Origin of the sequence: Lewinella sp. LCG006, from assembly GCF_040784935.1 — a bacterium.
Classification (GTDB): domain Bacteria; phylum Bacteroidota; class Bacteroidia; order Chitinophagales; family Saprospiraceae; genus Lewinella.
In genome coordinates this window covers 6,454,683-6,475,542 of the sequence record NZ_CP160680.1, presented here as the reverse complement: position 1 = coordinate 6,475,542, position 20,860 = coordinate 6,454,683, and the positions used below count along the sequence as shown (strand labels likewise).

The 20,860-nt window shown below is 47.1% G+C and carries 20 protein-coding genes; 14 read left to right on the top strand and 6 right to left on the bottom strand.

Translation table 11 applies throughout. The features are described 5' to 3' along the window. Window positions 1-126: 126 nt before the first annotated feature. Window positions 127-444, bottom strand: coding sequence for a thioredoxin (gene trxA / locus AB0L18_RS23605; protein WP_367389787.1), 318 nt, complete (start codon window positions 442-444; stop codon window positions 127-129). Window positions 445-623: 179 nt separating this feature from the next. Here trxA and AB0L18_RS23600 point away from each other — a divergent pair, with 179 nt between their 5' ends. Further along, the gene (locus AB0L18_RS23600; RefSeq protein ID WP_367389786.1) at window positions 624-1,712 is read left to right on the top strand and encodes a DUF3810 family protein; all 1,089 of its coding nucleotides are present in this window, start codon (window positions 624-626) and stop codon (window positions 1,710-1,712) included. A 107-nt stretch (window positions 1,713-1,819) separates the two neighbouring features. Further along, a complete protein-coding gene (locus AB0L18_RS23595) occupies window positions 1,820-3,514 on the top strand; it encodes a tetratricopeptide repeat protein (RefSeq protein WP_367389785.1) in 1,695 nt (564 codons plus the stop codon). Here AB0L18_RS23595 and AB0L18_RS23590 read toward each other — a convergent pair. Beyond that, window positions 3,511-4,692: a class I SAM-dependent rRNA methyltransferase gene (locus AB0L18_RS23590; RefSeq protein ID WP_367389784.1), complete on the bottom strand. Its 1,182-nt coding sequence runs from the start codon at window positions 4,690-4,692 to the stop codon at window positions 3,511-3,513. The genes AB0L18_RS23595 and AB0L18_RS23590 overlap by 4 nt on opposite strands. A 17-nt stretch (window positions 4,693-4,709) precedes the next feature. Beyond that, complete coding sequence (locus AB0L18_RS23585; RefSeq protein WP_367389783.1) at window positions 4,710-5,600, bottom strand: nucleoside phosphorylase; 891 nt, start codon at window positions 5,598-5,600, stop codon at window positions 4,710-4,712. A gap of 114 nt (window positions 5,601-5,714) precedes the next feature. Between AB0L18_RS23585 and AB0L18_RS23580 the strand changes: the two genes are divergently transcribed. Together AB0L18_RS23580 and hemF are read left to right on the top strand one after the other, a co-directional pair. Next, a complete protein-coding gene (locus AB0L18_RS23580) occupies window positions 5,715-6,071 on the top strand; it encodes an arsenate reductase family protein (protein WP_367393182.1) in 357 nt (118 codons plus the stop codon). Between the two features lie 7 nt (window positions 6,072-6,078). Further along, entirely contained in the window at window positions 6,079-6,981 is a 903-nt protein-coding gene (hemF, locus tag AB0L18_RS23575; protein ID WP_367389782.1) for an oxygen-dependent coproporphyrinogen oxidase, read from the top strand. Between the two features lie 5 nt (window positions 6,982-6,986). Here the strand turns inward: hemF and AB0L18_RS23570 are convergent, their stop codons facing one another. Beyond that, complete coding sequence (locus tag AB0L18_RS23570; protein ID WP_367389781.1) at window positions 6,987-7,484, bottom strand: hypothetical protein; 498 nt, start codon at window positions 7,482-7,484, stop codon at window positions 6,987-6,989. Between the two features lie 57 nt (window positions 7,485-7,541). Here AB0L18_RS23570 and AB0L18_RS23565 point away from each other — a divergent pair, with 57 nt between their 5' ends. Together AB0L18_RS23565 and AB0L18_RS23560 are read left to right on the top strand one after the other, a co-directional pair. After that, window positions 7,542-8,534, top strand: coding sequence for an acyl transferase (locus AB0L18_RS23565; protein ID WP_367389780.1), 993 nt, complete (start codon window positions 7,542-7,544; stop codon window positions 8,532-8,534). Between the two features lie 63 nt (window positions 8,535-8,597). Further along, window positions 8,598-9,662, top strand: a complete 1,065-nt coding sequence (locus AB0L18_RS23560) for a trans-acting enoyl reductase family protein (protein ID WP_367389779.1) — start codon at window positions 8,598-8,600, stop codon at window positions 9,660-9,662. A gap of 69 nt (window positions 9,663-9,731) precedes the next feature. Here the strand turns inward: AB0L18_RS23560 and AB0L18_RS23555 are convergent, their stop codons facing one another. Further along, a complete protein-coding gene (locus tag AB0L18_RS23555) occupies window positions 9,732-10,529 on the bottom strand; it encodes a phosphopeptide-binding protein (RefSeq protein WP_367389778.1) in 798 nt (265 codons plus the stop codon). A 92-nt stretch (window positions 10,530-10,621) separates the two neighbouring features. On the opposite strand from AB0L18_RS23555, the gene AB0L18_RS23550 reads away from it, so the two are divergent. Genes AB0L18_RS23550 through AB0L18_RS23540 form a run of 3 tightly spaced genes read left to right on the top strand, consistent with a single transcriptional unit; the run spans window position 10,622 to window position 14,162 of the window. After that, complete coding sequence (locus tag AB0L18_RS23550) at window positions 10,622-12,742, top strand: heavy metal translocating P-type ATPase (RefSeq protein ID WP_367389777.1); 2,121 nt, start codon at window positions 10,622-10,624, stop codon at window positions 12,740-12,742. A gap of 21 nt (window positions 12,743-12,763) precedes the next feature. Then, entirely contained in the window at window positions 12,764-13,180 is a 417-nt protein-coding gene (locus AB0L18_RS23545; RefSeq protein WP_367389776.1) for an acyl-CoA thioesterase, read from the top strand. Further along, a complete protein-coding gene (locus AB0L18_RS23540; protein ID WP_367389775.1) occupies window positions 13,167-14,162 on the top strand; it encodes a YihY/virulence factor BrkB family protein in 996 nt (331 codons plus the stop codon). The genes AB0L18_RS23545 and AB0L18_RS23540 overlap by 14 nt, the downstream gene beginning before the upstream one ends. Here the strand turns inward: AB0L18_RS23540 and AB0L18_RS23535 are convergent. After that, window positions 14,159-15,007, bottom strand: a complete 849-nt coding sequence (locus AB0L18_RS23535; RefSeq protein WP_367389774.1) for an AraC family transcriptional regulator — start codon at window positions 15,005-15,007, stop codon at window positions 14,159-14,161. The genes AB0L18_RS23540 and AB0L18_RS23535 overlap by 4 nt on opposite strands. 176 nt (window positions 15,008-15,183) lie before the next feature. Between AB0L18_RS23535 and AB0L18_RS23530 the strand changes: the two genes are divergently transcribed. The 5 genes from AB0L18_RS23530 (at window position 15,184) to AB0L18_RS23510 (ending at window position 20,850) form a co-directional block, all read left to right on the top strand. Then, complete coding sequence (locus tag AB0L18_RS23530) at window positions 15,184-16,500, top strand: trehalase family glycosidase (protein ID WP_367389773.1); 1,317 nt, start codon at window positions 15,184-15,186, stop codon at window positions 16,498-16,500. Window positions 16,501-16,578: 78 nt separating this feature from the next. Further along, the gene (locus tag AB0L18_RS23525) at window positions 16,579-18,147 is read left to right on the top strand and encodes a sodium:solute symporter (RefSeq protein WP_367389772.1); all 1,569 of its coding nucleotides are present in this window, start codon (window positions 16,579-16,581) and stop codon (window positions 18,145-18,147) included. A 182-nt stretch (window positions 18,148-18,329) separates the two neighbouring features. After that, the gene (locus AB0L18_RS23520; protein WP_367389771.1) at window positions 18,330-18,752 is read left to right on the top strand and encodes a transposase; all 423 of its coding nucleotides are present in this window, start codon (window positions 18,330-18,332) and stop codon (window positions 18,750-18,752) included. Beyond that, the gene (locus AB0L18_RS23515) at window positions 18,749-19,636 is read left to right on the top strand and encodes an IS3 family transposase (protein WP_367389770.1); all 888 of its coding nucleotides are present in this window, start codon (window positions 18,749-18,751) and stop codon (window positions 19,634-19,636) included. The genes AB0L18_RS23520 and AB0L18_RS23515 overlap by 4 nt, the downstream gene beginning before the upstream one ends. An 80-nt stretch (window positions 19,637-19,716) precedes the next feature. After that, entirely contained in the window at window positions 19,717-20,850 is a 1,134-nt protein-coding gene (locus AB0L18_RS23510) for a glycerate kinase (protein ID WP_367389769.1), read from the top strand. The last annotated feature ends 10 nt before the right edge of the window (window positions 20,851-20,860 follow it).

The window sequence follows — 20,860 nt, the reverse complement described above, 5'->3', positions numbered from 1 at the left end:
TGGGTTATTATCTGGATTTTCTTCCAGGGCTGCACAAAACTACCACCTTTCTGTGCAATACAAAAAACGAAAGCCCTCGCTTGGGTTGCAAACGAGGGCTTTAAAGTATCTAAAAATTACTATAAATTAAAGATACTTATTGATTTTACCAGCAAGGGCTTCTTTGGTCGTCACACCGACGTGCTTGTCAACTACCTCTCCATCTTTGATAATCAGGATAGTAGGAATGCTACGTACGCCATATTCCATGGAAACTTCTGGATTAGAATCAACATCTACTTTACCAACGAGTACTTTATCGCCATAATCATTAGCGAGTTCTTCGATGATTGGGCCAATCATACGACAAGGGCCACACCATTCTGCCCAAAAGTCTACGACAGAAACTTTACCTTCGGCCAGTGCCGTATCTTGGAAATTGTTATCGGTGAATTCAAAAGCCATTTTGGATGCTTTAGTTTTGCGTGAAAATATTATGTTCGCTGAGGAAGTCATTCGATTTTTGGCATTTGAACCGCGAAGAACTGACTACTTCAGAAATAAAATCTACTTTGGAAACGCTTTTTTAGTTCAAGAGGTTCAAAGATAAGACTTTTCTATTTCTACCAACTCAATATTTTACCATGAATCGCAAGGGTTTTGTCCGCTGGGGGATAGTTTTAGCAGCCATGGCACTGGTCGTCAGGGCAATCGCCAGCCCAGGATGGGTGGAACAGTATTACTCGCGAGGTTTTTTTCCACTCTTTCGTATGTTTTGGGATACCCTTCTCACTTCGTGGTTCCCGCTGGCCTTGATGTACCTTTTGCTGGTGGTGCTGTTGGTAAGGTTTGTTCGGGCCATTATTCGGTGGCGTAAATTGAAGGGCATTCAGCGGCTATGGTCGGCACTTGCCGGTTTAGTGGGTTTTATGGGGTGGTTGGTTTTTTCCTTTTTGCTGATGTGGGGTTTCAATTATGGTCGAATTCCGGTGGAAGAAAAACTGGGGTTGACACTGGAAATGCCGGAGCGCAGTGCCTTGCAAGCAGAGGTTACCAGAGAAGCGGTCGCTTTGGCTTCCTTGCGCCAACAAATCCCCGGCGCTGATACAACTGCTTTGGATGCCTCCAATTTTCCTGCCAATAGCGAAAGCCAATTGAGAGATGGGGTAGAAGCAGTACTTACTTATTACGATTATCCCGTGGTGGGGTCGGTACGTGGTCGGCTGGTCTATCCCAAAGGGCTTTTTCTGCGCTTTAGTTCTGCAGGACTTTACCTTCCCTGGACGGGGGAAGGCCACATTGATGGCGGCTTGATCGACTTGCAGCAGCCCTATACGATGGCTCACGAAATGGCCCATGGTTATGGTTTTGGTGACGAAGGAAGCTGTAGCTTTTGGGCTTACCTGACTGCTTTTCGGGTAGCCGATCCAGCACTACAATATGCTATCCGTCTGGGCTACTGGCGGCGTTTGGCCGCCAATTGGCGACGCGTTGATCCCGAAGGTTACGACCAGTTTCGGCCAACACTGGACAAAGGAATCGTAGCGGATTTGGATGCAATAAATGCCAACAATGCGGCTTACCCGGATATCATGCCCAAATTCCGGGATGCGGCTTACGATTCCTACCTCAAAGCTCAAGGTATAGCTGAAGGCATGGACAATTACAGCAAAGTCATCCTGCTGGTAGAAGCCTGGCGCAAGGAGGGCAGTGCTTTCTTGCAAGCAAATTAAGACTGTTCAGGAGGCTGCTATCCAAAAATTGCAATAGTGATTTGTTGGGTTAAACCAAAAGCTGTATCATTGAATTGTGGTGTAATCATCTTTTTTAACAGTTGAGAATGCTAGAAAAAGTACGTGCTTGGTGGTCGAACTTCAACTTCAAGAGGGCTATGGTGAAAACCAAAGACCTATCCGGTAAATCCTGGCAATCAATAAAGCAACTCAAGTGGAGCTATCTGCTAAGTTTCGCCTGGTTTCCCAAACTGTTGGAAGGCCTGGTTTCTATGGTGTTGAAACTGGGGACATTGCTGTTGGTCATCCTTTTTCTGGTCTTTTTTATTCGATTGTTTAAGGACCAGGGTTATTTTATGCAGACTTTTAGTGTACCCAAACAATTGGAGGAACAGGGCTACAATGGCCAGGTAGTAGCGATCAGGGTGCAAGAAAAACTTGAGGAGTTAAAAGCACAAGCTGGCTCGGTCAAGGAGGATTCGCTCCAGTTGAAGAGCAACCAGCAAGACTTTGACCTTTCCGTTTTGGGCGTAGGACTCTCTTTGCGCACCTTGGCGTTTCAGATGCGCGAGGCCCTGGGTAGAGAAAATAAAACCATCCATGGTGAAGTCACCAAAATCGCTAACCGCTACGAAGCACAACTTAGAATGACGGGCTTCCCCAAAATTTCCAGTGTTCAGTTTGCGGAACCTGATCAGGAGGCAGCAGCACTCGAACGACTTTTTAAGGATTTGGCAGAGGGTATGCTATACCATACAGATCCTTACCGATTGGCCTTGGTACTCAGACAAGAAGGGCGTTATGAGGAGGCGATTATGGCGATCCGTTACCTGCTACAGACCAATCCGGCTGAGGCACACTGGGCGTATTTGGGTTGGGGGGCCATGCTCCGAGAATTAAACGATCCTGAAGGAGCCATTGAGAAGTACAAGAAATCGATCGAGCTAAAGCCGGATTTTAGACTGCCTTATACCAATCTGGCATATATCTATCAACAAATGGATGAGGTAGACTTGGCCATTGCTGCTTTTCGTCGTTCCATTGCCTTAGATCCCGGGAACATTGGTTTGTATAATTCTATGGCCTGGATGCTGCACAACCATGGCGATTTTGCGCAAGTTGATAGCCTTTATAACGAGCTCATGCTGCGGGAAAGAGGAGATGCCGAAGCTCGAAGCATGGCCGCCATCAGCTGGGCCGAGATGAAGTTTCAACGCGGAGAATTCCAGGCTGCTCGCAAAGTGCTGGATGATCACTACACCATAGCTGGTGAGAATGTTTTCTCTTACCTGATCAAAGGCGTTGCGGCTTTTACCGATCAGGATACGACCCGTGCATTGGGGCATTTTATGGAGGCTTTAGAATTGGACCCCACTAGCCAGTCCGCGATCAATGCAAACGTAGATTTTGCCTTGATGCTCAACAAGCACGACCACGTCCTGAAGGTTTACCGTAAGGCCAAATGGGATAAATTAGAAGCCTCTCAAAGGATGACCCCTTGGAACCGAATAGCCATGCTGTTCAATGCTCGTGAGCAGCATGATTCCGCCATGGTATTGATTAAAAAAGTAATTGCAATCGATACCACCGTGAGTTATCCTTATACGACCTTGGCAGAAACGCATTTTTTTCAAGGGCAAAAAGACAGTTGCTATCATTACCTGGAGAAGGGCCTTGCCCTGGGTTTCAATCCAGTGAATTTTGATTACACCATGCCTCCTTACGATTACCTCAAGGATCAATTACAATTCCAGCAATTACTCGCCAAGTACCAAACGAAAGAGGAAGAGTTGAGTAATTAATCCAACTGCACTACCAATCCCTTGAGGTAGGCTCCTTCCGGATGAAAAAGATTGACGGGGTGATCGGCAGCCTGGGTCAATTGGTGAAGTACGCGTGCTGAGCGACCAACCTCCAAACCTGCGGCTACGATGGTATCCTGGAACAACTGTCGATCTACCACTTGGGAGCAGGAAAAGGTGAACAACAAACCTCCCGGCTTCACGAGGCGCATAGCTTCGGTATTCAAGCGTTTGTAGCCTTGTACGGCCCGGTGCCGCTTGTTGAAACTCTTGGCGTAGGCAGGAGGGTCCACCACGACAATGTCGTAGGGTGTTTCTTGTTTGCGCAGAAACTGCAGCACATCGCTGGTGATAGCGTTGTGGCGGTCTGTGGGCAGTTCGTTCAGGGCAACATTTTCCTCCGTTAGCAGCATGGCCTTTGCCGATACATCTACACTGTCTACCTGTGCAGCACCCGCTTTGAGGGCATAAATACTGAAACCTCCGGTGTAGCAAAAGGTGTTAAGTACCGTCTTGTCTTTGGCGTAGTAAGCCAGCAATTGTCTATTATCGCGCTGATCGAGAAAGAAGCCGGTTTTCTGGCCGGTAGCGGCATTGATTTTGAAGGAATGGCCCAATTCTTTTACAAGGGCTTCCGCCGAATTTCCCGCCAAAAAACCATCAATAGCCTCGTCCTGGAAACGTTGTGGCAAGGTTTTTTTAGCACTCAGATAAATGGAAGTAATTTCCTCCCCAAGTACCTTTTGCAGCGCTGCCGCAATCTCCTGACGCTCTCGGTACATGCCCATGCTGTGGCATTGCACCACTGCCAAATGTTGGTAAATATCAATAACCAGGCCTGGAAGCAGGTCACCAGCTCCGTGTACAAGCCGGTAAGCATTGGTTTGTTCCGCCTGTGGACCCAAGATGATCTTCCTGCTGGCATAGGCGCTGGCGAGGGCTCGCTCCCAAAAATCAGCAGGCGGTGCTGTTGCACCACGATGAAGCAAACGCACCCGAATGCTACCTTCCTGGTAATGCCCAGTGGCAAGACATTTGCCTTCAGGGTCGAGTACACTTACCCGATCTCCATCTTCTAAACCTTCGGCTTGTTCCCCAATAGCCCCCGAGAAAACCCAGGGATGTTGGCGATGCACAAAAACGGCTTTCTTAGGCTTGAGCTTCACGTATTTTTCCATCGCGCAAAGGTACATTTTTATTCAAAGTCCGCAATACGCTCCAAAACCTCTCGGATCAAATGATCAACAGCAGCTTTGGGATCGGGACTGAAGGTGTTTTTAAAACGATTGGCCAAGATCACACTGCAAGAGAGGGCCTGGTGCCCCAGGATACGGCTCAGCGCATAAAGCGCAGAGGTTTCCATTTCCAGATTGGTTATTTGTTGCTGACCAAATCTAAAGTCTTTCAGTTGGTCAAATAATGTAGACGAAAGTGCAGTAGCTGCCCGTAAGGTGCGCCCTTGTGGGCCATAAAAGCCAGGGGCTGTAATCGTTATTCCTTGTGCGTAGTTTCGGCCAATGCTTTCCAGCAGCGTAGGAGAACCTTCAACAAAGTAGGGGCGGATCGGGAACTCTTGTTCTTGCGCTTCGAGAAAATCAAGCCAGCCAATTTCCATTTGCCGCTCCAGCTCAGAAGGTTGCCATTTGTAGAAACTCATCAGGTTGTCAAAACCCATGGCTGCACTGCTGCATACAATCGTATCTACATCATGGGCGGGTTGGAGGCCGCCGGTGGTGCCTATCCGAATGATGGGCAACGACTTTTTGATGGCTTTCTCTTTACGCTCGGCAAAATCAATATTTACCAAAGCATCTAGCTCATTCAGTACAATATCAATGTTGTCAGGGCCAATACCCGTGGAGATGACTGTGATTCGCTTGTTTCCCAGTCGGCCGGTATGGGTGACGAATTCGCGCTTTTCTTTGCGAAGGGTAAGCTCATCAAAATGTTGGCTTACCCTGGCTACCCGTTTGGGGTCACCCACGGTGATGATGTAGTCGCCGATGTCTTCCGGGCGTAAATTGAGGTGGTAAATGCTGCCGTCGGTGTTGACGATCAGTTCTGATGGAGGGAGAAAATCTTTCATTTGGTTGTATTTGGTGTTGGGGCAATGTAGTGAAAATGATTAAATCTGACCTGTAGCTTACAAACTGCGGTGGTAAAAAAACTACTTTTGCAATCAAATTAGTTGATCAATATGATGGCAAAGATATATCATCTTTCAACCTGTACGACTTGCAAAAAAGTGATTGCTGCTCTTAACAATGGAGAAGGCTTTGAATTACAGGACATTAAAACCAATAATGTTACTGCTCAACAGCTGGATGCGATGAAAGAAGTAGTAGGTAGCTACGAAGCGCTGTTTAGCCGTAGGGCAATGAAATTCAGGTCGATGGGCCTCGCTGACAAGGAACTTACCGAAGCCGATTACCGCCAACTTATTCTTGAGGAATACACTTTCCTGAAGCGCCCCGTAGTGGTAGTGGGCAAGCAAGTATTTACCGGAAGCAGTAAGAAAAGTGTAGCGGCAGCCTTGGCAGCCTTTCAGGATCAATAGCCTTTTCATGACCAAAGAACAAATAGCACAGTGGTTTCAGTCTTTACAGGATCGTATCTGCGCGGATCTGGAAAAGGCTGATGGTGCCGGCCACTTCCTGGAAGATCAATGGGAACGCCCCGGCGGTGGAGGAGGGCGTAGCCGGGTGATCAATGGCCAGCATCTGGAAAAAGGCGGGGTGAATTTTTCAGCCGTCCACGGAGATTTGTCGACCGCCGCTGCCAAGTCTTTGCATTTGGGAGAGGGAGGGCCTTTCTTCGCGACAGGGGTTTCTATTGTTTTGCACCCTCGTAGTCCGCGAGTCCCCATCATCCACATGAATGTACGCTACTTTGAGATGGACCAGGAGCGTTGGTGGTTTGGCGGGGGGATTGATCTTACGCCCCATTATATCGTTCCTGAAGATGCTACCTGGTTTCACCAGCAACTCAAGGCGGTCTGTGATGATGCACATCCTGATTATTATCCCAGGTTCAAACAATGGGCCGATGATTACTTCTATCTCAAACACCGCCAAGAAACGCGTGGGGTAGGGGGCATCTTTTTTGATCGCCTGGGACCAGAGGCTGAGCTGTCGAAAGCTGATCTTTGGCAATTTGTCCAAAACGTAGGCAATACCTTTGCACCTACCTACACCGAGCTGCTTAAACGCCACCAGGAGGAGCCTTATACTGAAAAGGAAAGCCACTGGCAACGCGTTCGCCGTGGCCGTTATGTAGAGTTCAATCTGGTTTGGGACCGAGGCACCAAGTTTGGTTTAGAAACCGATGGCCGCACCGAAAGTATCCTGATGAGCCTCCCGCCTTTGGCTGGGTGGGAATACAATTATCAGGTAGAAGCGGGCAGCCCGGAAGCATTCACCCAAGAACATTTGGTGAAAGGAATTGATTGGGGAAGTAACACTTATTGATATATTTAACGACAAATAATATCAATGGTCTCCGTGCGAATTCGGTTGCTCATATTGCCAGCGCGGTCCCTGATTTGGATTTCGTAGGAAAAGGTATCGATGGGATTTTGTGCATTATTAGGACATGGGAAGCCATTTTCGATGCAGCAAATACCTTGGTTGTTGTTTCTGATATTAACGGTAATTTCTCCACGAATACCATTACCTGTGCCATCCAAAGGGATGGTGGGGATTTTGTAAGGATTCACCAAGCTTGGGAATCGACTATCGTAAAGGAAAACATCCGTTGTGTCATTAATACTCAAATCTCCATCGCCATCGGTAAAAGAAAATCGAATGCTTAGGGTATCATTTGGCAAGGAGCTGATGCCTTGGTTGATCTGCATTTTGTTAATACCCAGGTATTTAATCACCGGAGTGTCGGGATAATCAGGTGGATTGACACAGGCAATAATGAGCATAGCACTTAAGAGCGTCAACAGACTTATGGATAGCGTTTTCATTTGTTCGTTTTTGATATTTTAGGCATGTATCTTTGGATTCTTAATTTATATCAGAACATGCATAGGTCTTCGCTATTAGAACGCATAAAGACAGTTAAAGATCAGGATTTTACAGCTTTAACACTGGATATTTTTTGTTACCAAGCTGAAAATAACCCAGTCTACCGGAAATTTCTGCAATTATTAGGAATAAAACAAGCTCAAGTTCAACGGATAGAAGACATTCCTTTCTTACCTATCGAGTTATTCAAGAAATACGAGCTTCAATCAGCGGTATGGGAGCCTCAGCAAATGTTTACCAGTAGTGGCACTACGGGCGACAGTACCAGCCGGCATCTTGTTCGCGATACAGTATGGTACCTGGAAAATGCTCGCCGAGGATTCGAACATTTCTACGGAGATTTGAAAGATTATATTGTGCTGGCCTTGCTTCCTGCTTATTTGGAGCGCAAGGGGTCCAGTCTGATTCTGATGGCCCAGGATTTTATTGAACAATCACAGACCTCTCTTGGTGGTTTTTTTCTTTACAATCAGGAAGAATTAATTCGGCATTTGCAGCATATTCAGCAAGCAGCACCAGCAGCCAAGGTACTTTTGTTGGGCGTTAGTTTTGCCCTTCTGGATTTGGCAGAGGCTCATCCCCTTGATCTACATAAGGTCATCATCATGGAAACGGGCGGGATGAAAGGTCGGCGAGAGGAAATCACCAGGAGTGAGCTTCATCAACAACTAAAAACTGCTTTTCAGCAGGAACATATCCATTCCGAGTACGGGATGACCGAACTTTTTTCGCAAGCCTATTCACCAGGGGAAGGCCTCTTTTTTCCAGCACCGACCATGAGGGTACTGACCCGCGAAATCACTGACCCGCTGCATTTACAAGCTTACGAGCGGACCGGGGCATTGAACATCATCGACCTTGCCAATTTAGATACCATCAGCTTTATTGCCACCGAAGATTTAGGCAAAGTGTATGCTGACGGAAGTTTTGAAATTCTAGGCCGGCTTGATGCCAGTGATGTAAGAGGGTGTAACCTGATGGTTGTCTGAGAAATATGCTGATTTTGTTTACCTTGTTATATATTGAGGAGAAAACAATAGGAGCTACAAGGTATGAAGGATAACGAATTTTTGCTTTACGGGGCCTACGGCTATACCGGGCGATTGATCGTACAATACGCTGAACAATACCAGTTGTGTCCTATTCTGGCTGGGCGGAACGAAGCCAAGCTTAGTGCGCTGGCAGAGGCGACTGGCTATGACTACCTGGCTTTTGATTTGGAAGATACTCCCGCCCTCATCCATGCCCTGCAAAAAGTACCGCTGGTTTTGCACGTGGCAGGGCCTTTCATCCATACCGCTGCGCAAATGATTGAAGCCTGCCTGGAAACGAAAACCCACTATTTAGACATCACTGGAGAAATTGATGTGTTTGAGTTGGCTCATCGTTATGGTCCGGCGGCAGAGCAAAATGATATCATGCTGATGCCAGGAACCGGATTTGATGTGGTGCCTACCGATTGCCTGGCCAAATTTCTGGCAGAACAGATGCCGGATGCCGAGAAACTTGAACTCGCTTTTGCCATGCAGGGAGGAAGTGTCTCAAGAGGAACAGCGAACACCATGATCGAAGGCCTGGGGGGCAGTGGTAAAATGCGGAAAGATGGCAGGATTATCGATCTACCTTTGGGGCAGTTTGCTAAAACGATCCCCTTCCTGGAAGATTATCACCGTTTGGCAATGTCGATTCCCTGGGGAGATGTCAGCACGGCCTATTATACAACGGGTATTCCCAATATCATCACCTATACCAAGGTGTCACCAAGTACCCATCGCTTTACCAGATGGTTGCCTTACATTGGCTGGTTTTTGCGGCTATCGTGGGTAAGAAATATTGCCCGCCGAAAAGTAGATAATCGCCCTGCTGGTCCTGATGATCAGGAAAGAGAGGAAGGTCGATGCCTGGTTTGGGGACAAGTAACAGCTGAAAATGGCGACACACTTGCTGCCCGTTTTCAAGGCCCGGAAGGCTACACGCTCACCGCACACAGTAGCTTGATGATAACCCGTAAAGTATTAGCGGAAGAGGTTTATCCCGGGTTTCAGACACCCGCTGGTGCCTACGGAGAAGATTTGGTCATGGAGATAGCTGGCACCCACCGGGAAATAATTGCTTAAGTGAAATAATAAAGGGATAAAACCTGAGTTCTATCCCTTTAAGTTGTTGTCTTTCAAACTAGTACTTCGTTAACCTTCCGTTTTGTCTTCGGCCAGGGTGAACGTACGACTTACAGGATTCAAAGGCGTATCTACCGCATTACCCTGTGCATCAACCAAGGTCAGTGTTACGGTATTTTCGCCCATAGGTAGTCCTTTCAGAAAGAATGGCTTCCAGGTATCAATCATGAAGGTTTCTCCCGCAACTTCGGCTTTCACCTTGTAGTCTGTACCAAGGGTAACATTAGCGAGGTAAAAGTCGAGCATCACGTTTTCAGTGTCCTTGCCCGTGTAGGTGCCTTTAGGGCGACTGTAAAACAACATCGGCTCAGTCACTTCTTTTTGTCCGGTCACACTCTTGTCTTTTACACTGATCATAGCCACCTTGGCAGCCGTAGCGTGTTTGATGCTTTCGTGGTAAGAACGGCTAAGGAAAGCGAGTAAGTAATGATTGCCATCGGCTACATCGTAGTCAAAGCTGGCGGCATATTTGGCAGCGTAAGGCTCATTGTCGAGAATCAGGTGAATATGCTGTCCTTCAGCGGAGTTGGCACACATTTTTTGTTCAGCATCAGGGGTTTGTGAACCAAGGGTATAACCACTCTGTCCACCGTCAACCCCAAAGGTAAACTTGCCTTGCTTGTAGCTCATGCTCGTAATGGCAGCATCCTGAAAATCAGGCGACTCGGGCATGTCCGAGATGGTAACTTTGGTTTCCACCACTGCGGGTGCTTCCATTTCTTCGGTGGTAGAATCTGTCGTTTCCGTGCCGCCACCACAGGCTACACTAAAGAGGGCAAGTAAGGATAAAATAAAGAGATGTTTCATTTTATTATTTATTTATGAAATTGAGTTGCATACTTATTAGCTGCATTTTTGCAAGCTGAATAGCTTCTTATAAAACTACGGCTAATTTAAAGATGTTCACCAATAATATGGGAAAAGAATTGATAGAACTGAAAGTAGATGGCATGGATTGCAACAACTGCGCCATGAGCATCTCCCGCTATCTGGAACGTAAAGGACTGGAAGATGTTTTCGTGAATTTTCAAACCAAAGAGGTTCGTTTTGCCTCTGGGAAGGGAGATTTGTCACTCGATAAAATCAAGTCGGGGATTGAAAAACTAGGCTATACCGTGCTGGAAGAAGAACCTCCGGTGGTATTTTGGACCTTTGAGCGAAAGCTTTTGGTGAGTGCACTATTTACTTTGCCCTTGCTTTTAGGCCACTTACTCATGATGATAGGGCTGGCTCCAGCTTGGTTGATGCATCCCTGGGTGCAGCTGGCATTTACGCTGCCTCCTTTTATTATTGGGGTTTTACATTTTGGCAGGAGTGCATGGAGCAGCTTGCGTGGCGGAGTACCCAATATGGATGTGTTGATCTTTCTAGGAAGCACCGCCGCTTTTGTTTATAGCATCATAGGTTTAGTATTACAAAATCCTGATTATTATTTTTTTGAGACCGTAGCGACCATTATTACTTTGGTATTGCTGGGCAATTGGTTGGAGAAACGCGCTGTCGCTCAAACCACCACGGCCATAGGGGAGCTGACACAATTGCAAGCCAGTACTGCTCGAAGAATTTTGCCTTCTGGCCAACTTCAGGAAATCCCGGTAAAAGAACTTCGTGCGGGTCTATTGCTCCAGATCAACGAGGGGGATCGTATCCCTGCCGATGGCACCCTGGAACAAGGGGAAGGACTGGTAGACGAAAGCATGCTGACGGGGGAAAGCTTACCTGTAGCAAAAGAATTAAGTGCAGAATTAATTGGCGGTAGCCTCCTGCTCAAAGGAAACCTGCAGATGAAGGTCACCGCCAGTGGTAAGAATACCGTGCTGGAACAAATGTTGGAATTGGTAAAAACAGCCCAACAGGATAAGCCCCCTATCCAGCTATTGGCCGACCGGATCAGCGCCATCTTCGTGCCGGTAGTGGTGGGGATTGCATTGCTTACTTTTTTACTTGGTCATTTTGCTTTTGGACTTAGCGCTACCCAGGCTTTGATGAATGCTATCGCGGTACTGGTCATCTCCTGCCCCTGTGCCATGGGCTTGGCTACTCCAACGGCAGTGATGGTTGGCGTAGGTAGGCTGGCCAAGCTAGGGGTTTTGATCAAAGGTGGCCGTACGGTAGAGCAACTCGCCAGCATCAAGAACATTGTTTTTGATAAAACAGGCACCCTCACGACGGGCAAATTCCGGGTAGAAAAAGCAGAATATCCCACGGGAGAAATGAAAATGGCCAATAGCCTGGTCTGGGCCATGGAGCAATACTCCAGCCATCCCATTGCGGTTTCCTTAAGGGAAGCTTTAGAAGGAATGCCCAGAGAAGATACACTGCCTACCATCAGGGTAGAGGAGGAAAGAGGTATCGGTATGACCGCCGTCGATGAGCAAGGTGTTCGTTATCGATTGGGATCTAAGCGATTGTTGCAAACCGGGGAAAGTTGTGATGGAGATATCTTCTTACTCCGTGAGACGGAGGTCTTAGCCGTTTTCAAGCTGGGAGATGATCTGAAACCAGACGTTGATAAAACCATCAAAGCCTTGGAGATGCAGGGTAGGCACTCATTTATTCTGAGCGGTGATCGCGAGGATAAAACAAGGGCACTTGCTGAAAAAATAGGTATTGAGCACTACCATGCTGAAAAGCTTCCTGCAGAAAAATTGTCCATCATTAAAGAAATTAGCAAAACCGAACCCACGGCCATGGTCGGAGATGGTATCAATGACGCACCAGCACTGGCCCAGGCTGATCTAGGTATTTCGCTCAGCAGTGCCTCTCAAGTAGCCATCCAGTCGGCCAAAGTCATCTTGCTAAAAGGACGGATTGATGTCCTGCCAGAAGCTATAAGTATTGCAGAAAAAACCGTGCAAACCATTCGGCAAAACCTCTTTTGGGCCTTCGCCTACAACATCGTTGCTATCCCCATCGCGGCCATGGGTTTCCTCAATCCCATGTGGGGAGCATTGTTTATGGCCTTCTCGGATGTGGTCGTGATCGGCAATTCAATCCGCTTGAAATACAAAAAAGTGTAGACAAAATGCTAGTTTTGTCGAATGCTAACACATGAATGTACCAAGCGAGTACGCTACGGTGAGACGGATCAGATGGGGTATCTCTACTACGGGAACTACGCCCAGTATTATGAAATTGGCCGCGCTGAGATGATTCGCTCTTTGGGCCTGAGTTATCGGGCCATGGAGGAAGAACACGGCGTGTTGATGCCCGTCATGTCCCTACAATGCCGCTATGTTCGCCCGGCGCTTTATGATGAGTTAATTACTATTCGGTCGACTTTACGGCACCTTCCGCAGAAAACCATCACCTTTCACATGGAGTTGTTTAATGAAAAAGGTAAATTGGTCAATGGTGGATCTGTGAAGCTCTGTTTCGTAGATGCGAAGACCAATAAATCCATTGATACACCACCTTATTTGCTGGAAAAATTGAAGCCCTACTTTGAAGAAGATTAAGTGGCCTACCCCTCAGGAGGTGCAAAATTGGATCTATAATTTACCAATCGTCAAACAAGTTTTGGATTGGTCGAAAAAGACTTCCTTACCGGGCTTTTTTAGGGTACCCATTTATGATGTCGTAATTTTCGTATTCAACGAAATCCGTCGCTTTGATCTTTTTACCAGGGCAAATAGTATAGCCTACAGTTTTTTTCTATCACTCTTTCCATCCTTGCTGACCCTTTTTACACTGGTTCCTTTTATCCTGGATTTTTTTTCGGGGATAGTACCTGAACTCGCCAATTTCAACCATGTCCTTCAGCAAGAAATCAATCGGGTAATGCCCGGACAAGCGGGGAGCCTGGTTTTTGATTTTATCCATGATATTACCGATACACCCAGAATCGGTTTGTTGTCTTTTGGCTTTGTGTTGGCCATCTATTTTTCCTCCAACGGGATGCTGGCAATGATGAAGAGCTTCGAGAAATCGTACCGGGATACCTTCAAACAGCGGGGCGGAATTCGTAAACGAGCAGTAGCCATCATGCTTACGGGCTTGGTTAGCTTTTTAGTGATATTTTCAGTTATTTTCATTATTTTGGGTAGTATAATCATCACCTGGATCAGTGAAGCCGTCCACCTTACCCAAATCGGAGCTTTTGCGATTGGTTTGCTACGTTGGTTTTCGATATTGATGGTTTTTTATTTCGGGATTGCAGTTTTGTATCGCTATGGGTCGGCAACCCATCGCCGGATGGCCATTTTTTCTCCAGGGACTACGCTGGCCACCGTATTGTGTATCCTCTCTTCGCTGGCATTTTCCTTCTACATTGACGAATTCAATCGTTACGACAGCTACCACAAATTCTATGGTTCTATTGGTACCTTTATCATCATCATGTTGTGGATTCAGCTCAACTCCTTGATCTTGTTGATTGGCTTTGAATTGAATGCCGCTATTGCCGTCAACCGTGATCTGAAAGCTCAGCAGGATGATTAGCCAAGGTATTGTTCGCGAAATTTTTCAGGGGTGCGTTGCATGATTTGCTTGAATTTGCGATTGAAATAGGAGACGTTGTTAAAACCAGATTCGTGGCAAATTTCCCCAACTGTTTTAGCAGTATTGATCAATAACTTTCCGGCGTGATTGATCCGAAACTCATTGATAAGCTGGGTGTAGGTTTTTTGGGTCTGTTTTTTGATGAACTTGTAAAAAGCCACCTCCGAAATATTTAGCTTGTCTGCCACTTCTTTGATATTCACTTCACGGGTATAGTTTTGCATGATATGGTCATAGACAATTTTGATCCTACCCAGTTGGGTTTCATTGAATTCCAGGGCGTACGTTTCAGTGCAAATAGGCTGGTAGTCCTTGCTCTCCGCTAGAACTTGCAGCAGTTCCAACAGGTGCATGAATTTTGTCAGTCCCTCCGCAGCCAGTATTTTTCGCATGATGCGGAGTGCTTTGGGCTTGGTAGAACCAGTAAAGACGATCCCTTGTCGAGCGCGTTCAAAGAGTGCTTGAACGGGCCTCAATTCTGGTTTTAAAAAAAAGGTGTCTCCCATAAAATTAGTCATCATCTGGATGACAATCTGGCTACAGTAGGTTTCCGTTGTGAAGCCATGGGGTAGATTGGGTCCAAAGAGCACCAGATCACCCTGCTGATAATCATCAATCTGGTTGCCCACAAATCGGCGACCATTACTCTTTACGGTATAACAAATTTCGATTTCTGGATGAAAATGCCAGGCTTGGCTTAGCAATGGACGACTGTTTCTATTCACGACCCTAGCCGTGAAAGACTGTTCTGCTTGTTCTATTATTTTTTCGTACCCAGGCTTCATGTACACAATAATAACAACTTGCTGTCTTTTTTTTGTAAAAAAGTATAGAGTAGTGTCAGGATGCTATAGTTGACTACGTACAGCAAGGTGATTTTGTAATATAATTTTGTTAAATGATTTTATTTCGGAATTTTTAGTTGGTTTTGTTTATTTTGAAATTATTATAGACTGCTGGTATGCAAAAAAGAGAACTTGTAAATGAAGCCATAGATACCTTGAAGCTCAACTGGCGCGACGGCTTTACCGTGCCAAAGAATAAGCTCTATCCTTTTCAATGGAATTGGGACTCGGGGTTTACCTGTTTGGGGCACGCCTGTTTCGAACCCCAATGGGCCATGCGTGAACTGACCTCACTTTTTTCAGGGCAATGGGCCAATGGGATGATTCCACACATCATCTTTCACAGTGAAACAGAATCCACCTATTTTCCCAATCACGATTTTTGGCAGGCCGAGGTAAACCCCGGTGCACCCCCAAAGCCCAAGACGTCGGGGATTTCTCAGCCTCCGGTTCACGGGTTTATTTTGGAAGTATTGTTCAATAAATTTTCTGACGATCCCAATTGGGTGGCTTTTGTGAAAGCTATTTTTCCTAAGGTGCTTCATTCTCACCGCTACTTTTATACCTATCGGGATCCAAAAAGCGAAGGCCTTGCATTTTTGTATCATCCTTGGGAATCTGGCCGCGATAATAGCCCTATTTGGGATGAGTCGATTGCACGAATTGAGATCGATAAGGCCACTTTGCCTCCGTATACCCGTAAAGATACCCAGCTCGCCAATCAGGAGGAAAGACCTACCAGTGATCAATACGATCGCTACGTTTACCTCCTTGAGTTGGGCAAAAAACACCAATACGATGGTCCCGGCATTTTTGAGGAAAGTCCCATGTTGGTGCAAGATACGCTCATCAATGCGATACTTATTCAGTCCAACCAAAGCTTGATTCGAATCGGTGAACGATTGGGACTCGATACCGGAGAATTGAAAGAATGGCAAGCACAGTCTACGAGCGCTTACCGCGAAAAACTGTGGAATGAAGACTTGGCGACTTTCACCTGTTATGACCTACGTAGCCAGGCGCAGATTGAACACAAAGAAATTGGTGGCTTAACGGCACTTTCCGCAGAAGTAGCGAGTGCTGATCAGGCGAAAAAGCTAAACGACTACCTGCAAAATCTGCATGACCGAGGGTACTACCTGTGTCCCAGTTTCGATGTCGACAGCCCGCTGTTCGATTCCAAGCGTTACTGGCGCGGTCCTATCTGGCCGCAGATGAATTGGTTGATCTACCGTGGCCTCAAAGCCTACGGTTTTCAGGATACTGCGGAAATAGTCAAAAATGACCTTTTGGAATTGGTCAGTAGACTTGGCTTTTACGAATATTTCGAAGCCCAAAAATCCGTGGCTGCTCACCTGGAAAATGGTTACGGCGGCGGCCAGTTTTCCTGGACTTCGGCTTGTGTTTTGGATTTGTTGATGGTTGATGGTTGATGGTTGGAAGCCCCAACTCTTACACTTTTACACCCTTACAAAAAACCACTTATTCATTCTTCTTACAATCTCTTAATTATGAATACACTAGACTTTGTAATCATTGCCATCTACCTGGTGGGCTTATTGCTGCTTGGCCGGATGTTTCGGGACAATCAAAATAGCAAAGATTACTTCCTTGGCGGGAAACAATTTGGCTGGTTTTCCCTGTCCATCAGTACGCTTGCGACGCAGTTATCGGCGATCAGTTTTGTGTCAGCGCCTGCTTTTGTAGGTTTGAAAGTAGGAGGAGGGATGACCTGGTTGACCTATGAATTTGCGGTACCGCTGGCCATGATCTTTCTCATGGTGTTTCTTATTCCGCCATTGTACGCCTCCGGGGTGGTAAGCGTATACGCCTATTTGGAAAAGCGATTTGGGCGATCTACCCGCTTATTATTGAGTGGTGTATTCCAGATCAGTAGAGCTTTTGGGACAAGCGTAATGATTTATGCCATAGCCCTGATTCTGACCAGCGTCATGGCCATCCCTATGTGGATGACGATTCTACTCATCGGAGTAGTTACCCTGGTGTATTCTTTGCAGGGAGGGATGAAGGCCGTTGTTTACGGCGACGTGATCCAAATGATGATTTTGTTTGCGGGCATCGTCATCTGCCTGTTTTTTGGCATCCAAGCCATCGGCGGTTGGGGGACGTTTTTACAGGAAGTAGATCCGGAAAGACTCAGTATCGTCAATTTCGATAAACTAGGTCTTGAGAAAGGCGATGAATTTGGTTTCTGGCCCATGCTATTAGGAGGTTTTTTCCTCTACGCTTCTTACTACGGGACGGATCAAAGCCAGGTACAACGGCTGTTTTCTGCGCCCAACTTACCCACGCTGAAAAAGACCTTGCTGTGGAATGGTTTACTCCGTTTTCCGATCACCCTGACGTATTGTATCATGGGCTTGGTAATCGGTACTTTGGTGGTGTTGAGGCCAGACTTCGCTTCCGAAATTCCTGCGGATAAGCCTGATTTGATGGTTCCTGTTTTCATCCGGGATTTTCTTCCGCACGGTGTCATCGGTATTTTGATGGTAGCCATTTTTTCTGCGGCCATGTCTTCCCTGAGTTCTGCGGTCAACTCTTTGAGTGCGGCCTCGGTAGAGGATTTCTTTGCCTCCAAAAAAGAGCTGAGCGACCAAGCGTATATGCGTTATTCCAAGTATACGGTGCTTTTCTGGGGAGTAATCTGCATTGGTTTGGCCTTCTTTGCGGGAGACATTGCCGATACGGTGATTGAGGCCATCAACAAGGTGGGTTCGGTCTTTTACGGGCCCATTCTGGCTACTTTCATTGCAGCGGTAGGCATTAAAAGAATCCACGGTACCGCTGCGAATATTGGCCTCCTTTTAGGGGTTGCCGTCAATGTTTACCTATGGTTATTTGTTCCTTCTGTTTTTTGGTTTTGGTGGAATGCCGTAGGTGCTGTGGTCACATTGGGCACTGCACTTTTATTGAGCTATATCTTACCCAGCGACCAAGACGAACCGCTTGTATTTAGCTGGGACCCTAAAGCATTACCCTGGCGCAAAATTGCAATTTTGATACTCTTCTTCATCGGTATACTGGTCTTCAGCATCCAGTTCCCGGATTTCTTCAACTAACCAGCCAGGGTGTAAGGGTTGGAAAAGTGTAAGGGTGTAAGGGTTAAATCACCCCTTAGGGATAAACGAACCATCAACCATTTTATAGTCGGAGGTCGGAAGTGGGAGGTCGGAAATAATTAGGAGGTCTCAAAGTCATCTGTGTGTGCCTAAAATAGGTTGACAAAAAAAATCAACCAAAAATGGCAAAAGAACCAGACAAAAAGTTTCAAACTGAAGGCAAGTACAACCGCACCTTCAGCAAGGCGTTCAAGCAATCAAAAGTACGAGACCTTAAAGCGGGGGTAGTCCAAATAAAAGACTTATGCGAGCTGTATAGTATTAGCCGAACATCGGTGTACAATTGGCTATATTTGTACTCCGAGGCGGAAAAAGGGGTAAAAACAGTCATACAAATGGATAGCGAGCAGTTCAAGACGCAGCTATTGTTGCAGCGGGTGGCCGAGCTAGAGCGGTCGGTGGGTCAGAAGCAACTGGAGATAGACTACCTTCAAAGCTGTTTGACGGTTGCCAGTGAGGAGTTAGGGTACGACATAAAAAAAAAGTACGGACCACCGCGTTGGAACGATTCCGCCGAGGAAGAGCCCAAAAAGCAGGGACAATGAATGCTTTATATGGGATAGCGGGTATCTCCCGACAAGGGCATCATCGGGCGTTGAAGCGGCAGTCCGAGGAGCAGGCCAAAGAGCCGTGCTACGTGGGCTTGATGTCGGAAATAAGAGAGATTCACCCGGGGATGGGGCTGCGGACGATGTACGACCAGTTTGCCCCGGAGGGCATCGGGCGGGATGCGTTCATCGCCTTGGGTATAAGGGAAGGCTATCGGCTGCGAGCTGCGGAAAACCCGCAGATAACGACGCGGGCGAGCAAACGTCGCCACTATCCCAACCTATTGGTGGATAAGTGGTTGACAGGTGTAAACCAGTTGTGGACGAGTGATATCTTTTACTTTCCGCTGCAGGGTAGGCACTACTACGGCGTGTTGATAATGGACGTATACTCCCGTCGTCTCATAGGTTGGTCAATGGCCGACAATATGAGGGCAGAGAATAACATCGCAGCCCTCAACAGAGCTTTTACCCTCCGGGGTGTGGAAAACTATGGGCAGCAACTTATCCATCACTCCGACCGTGGAAGCCAGTACATCAGCGACGACTATACGGAATTACTGTACAACTATGGCATCCGCATAAGCATGTGCGCCGAGGTGTTAGAAAATGCACACATCGAACGTGCCAACGGAACCATCAAAAACGACTACCTGCACCGCTGGAATATCAGAACAGAAGACCAGTTGTATTTACGCATGGAACAAGCCGTTAACAACTACAATAACCGTAGGCATCGCAGCTTGGAAATGACCCCCATTGAGTTTGAAACTCATGTCAAAGAACTTCATAAGGGAGAATCAGTGCCTACATTCAAGCTGTTCGTTTACCAACAAAATGTAGATAACCCTTTTCAACTTGAATTAGATTTCGATGCTTAATTCACCCAATTTTGTCAACCTATTTTAGGCACACACAATCAAACAATCAACCATCAACAATCAACCATAAACCATCAACCATGAAAATCCTCCTCGCCCCTGACAAATTCAAAGGTTCCCTGTCCGCTCATGCCATCTGTGAGACGATTGCGGAGGTGTTGGCCGTCGAGGCGCCCGACTGGGTGGTGGAAGCTCACCCTATGGCCGATGGTGGCGATGGTTCACTAGAGGTGTTGGCGCAAGCCTTGGGATTGGCTCCCCAAGAAATAATGACGGTCGATCCCTTGGGGCGCCCAATAAGGGCCACTTATCTCCATAACCAGGAACAAGCCTTTATTGAGCTGGCCAGTGCTGCTGGTTTGGTGTTATTGACCCAGGAAGAGCGCAATCCGATGTTGACCTCCACCCTTGGGGTAGGTGTGATGGTGAAACACGCTATTGATCAAGGGCTTAAGGATATTTACCTCTTGCTGGGAGGGAGTGCTACCAATGATTTTGGCCTGGGGATTATCGTCGCGTTGGGAGGGAAGCTACTTGACGTTGATGGTAATCCGCTGGCGCCAATTGGGGAGCACTTGGGGGAGGTGGCGAAAATTCTCCTCCCTCCAGACACTTATCGGGGAGTTCGATTTCATGTGCTCTGTGATGTTACGAATCCACCTTACGGCGAAAATGGTGCAGCCCAGGTCTATGCTCGACAAAAGGGAGCCTCAGCCCAACAAATTCAAGCCTTGGATGATGGTGCCAAGCACCTCTGCGCCTTGATTAATCAACAGTTTGGCATCGAGTTAGACCATCTCCAGGGTGGGGGAGCGGCAGGGGCCTCCGCTGCTGGCATCGTGGGGCTTTTAGGAGGTACACTGGAGCGCGGTTTTGCTACCCTGAGCAAGCTTACAGATTTGCCTGCCAAAATCGCCGCTGCGGATATCGTCATCAGTGGCGAGGGCAAACTGGATGAACAGTCGCTTCAGGGCAAGGTCATTGATGGTGTCGCTCAACTTTGTCAGGAACACCAGAAGCCCCTCTATCTTTTTGTGGGTACCAACGCGCTGGACGCAGCTTCCTGTGATGCTTTAAAAGTAAAAAAAGTGTTTTCCGTGATGGAATACGCCCAGCATGAGGAAGATGCAATGTTACATACCCAACGTTATTTAGCACAAATGAGTGGGGTGTTTGAAGCTGTGGTGCGGTCTAGTCCTATCGCTCCCCACTAGCATATACCGT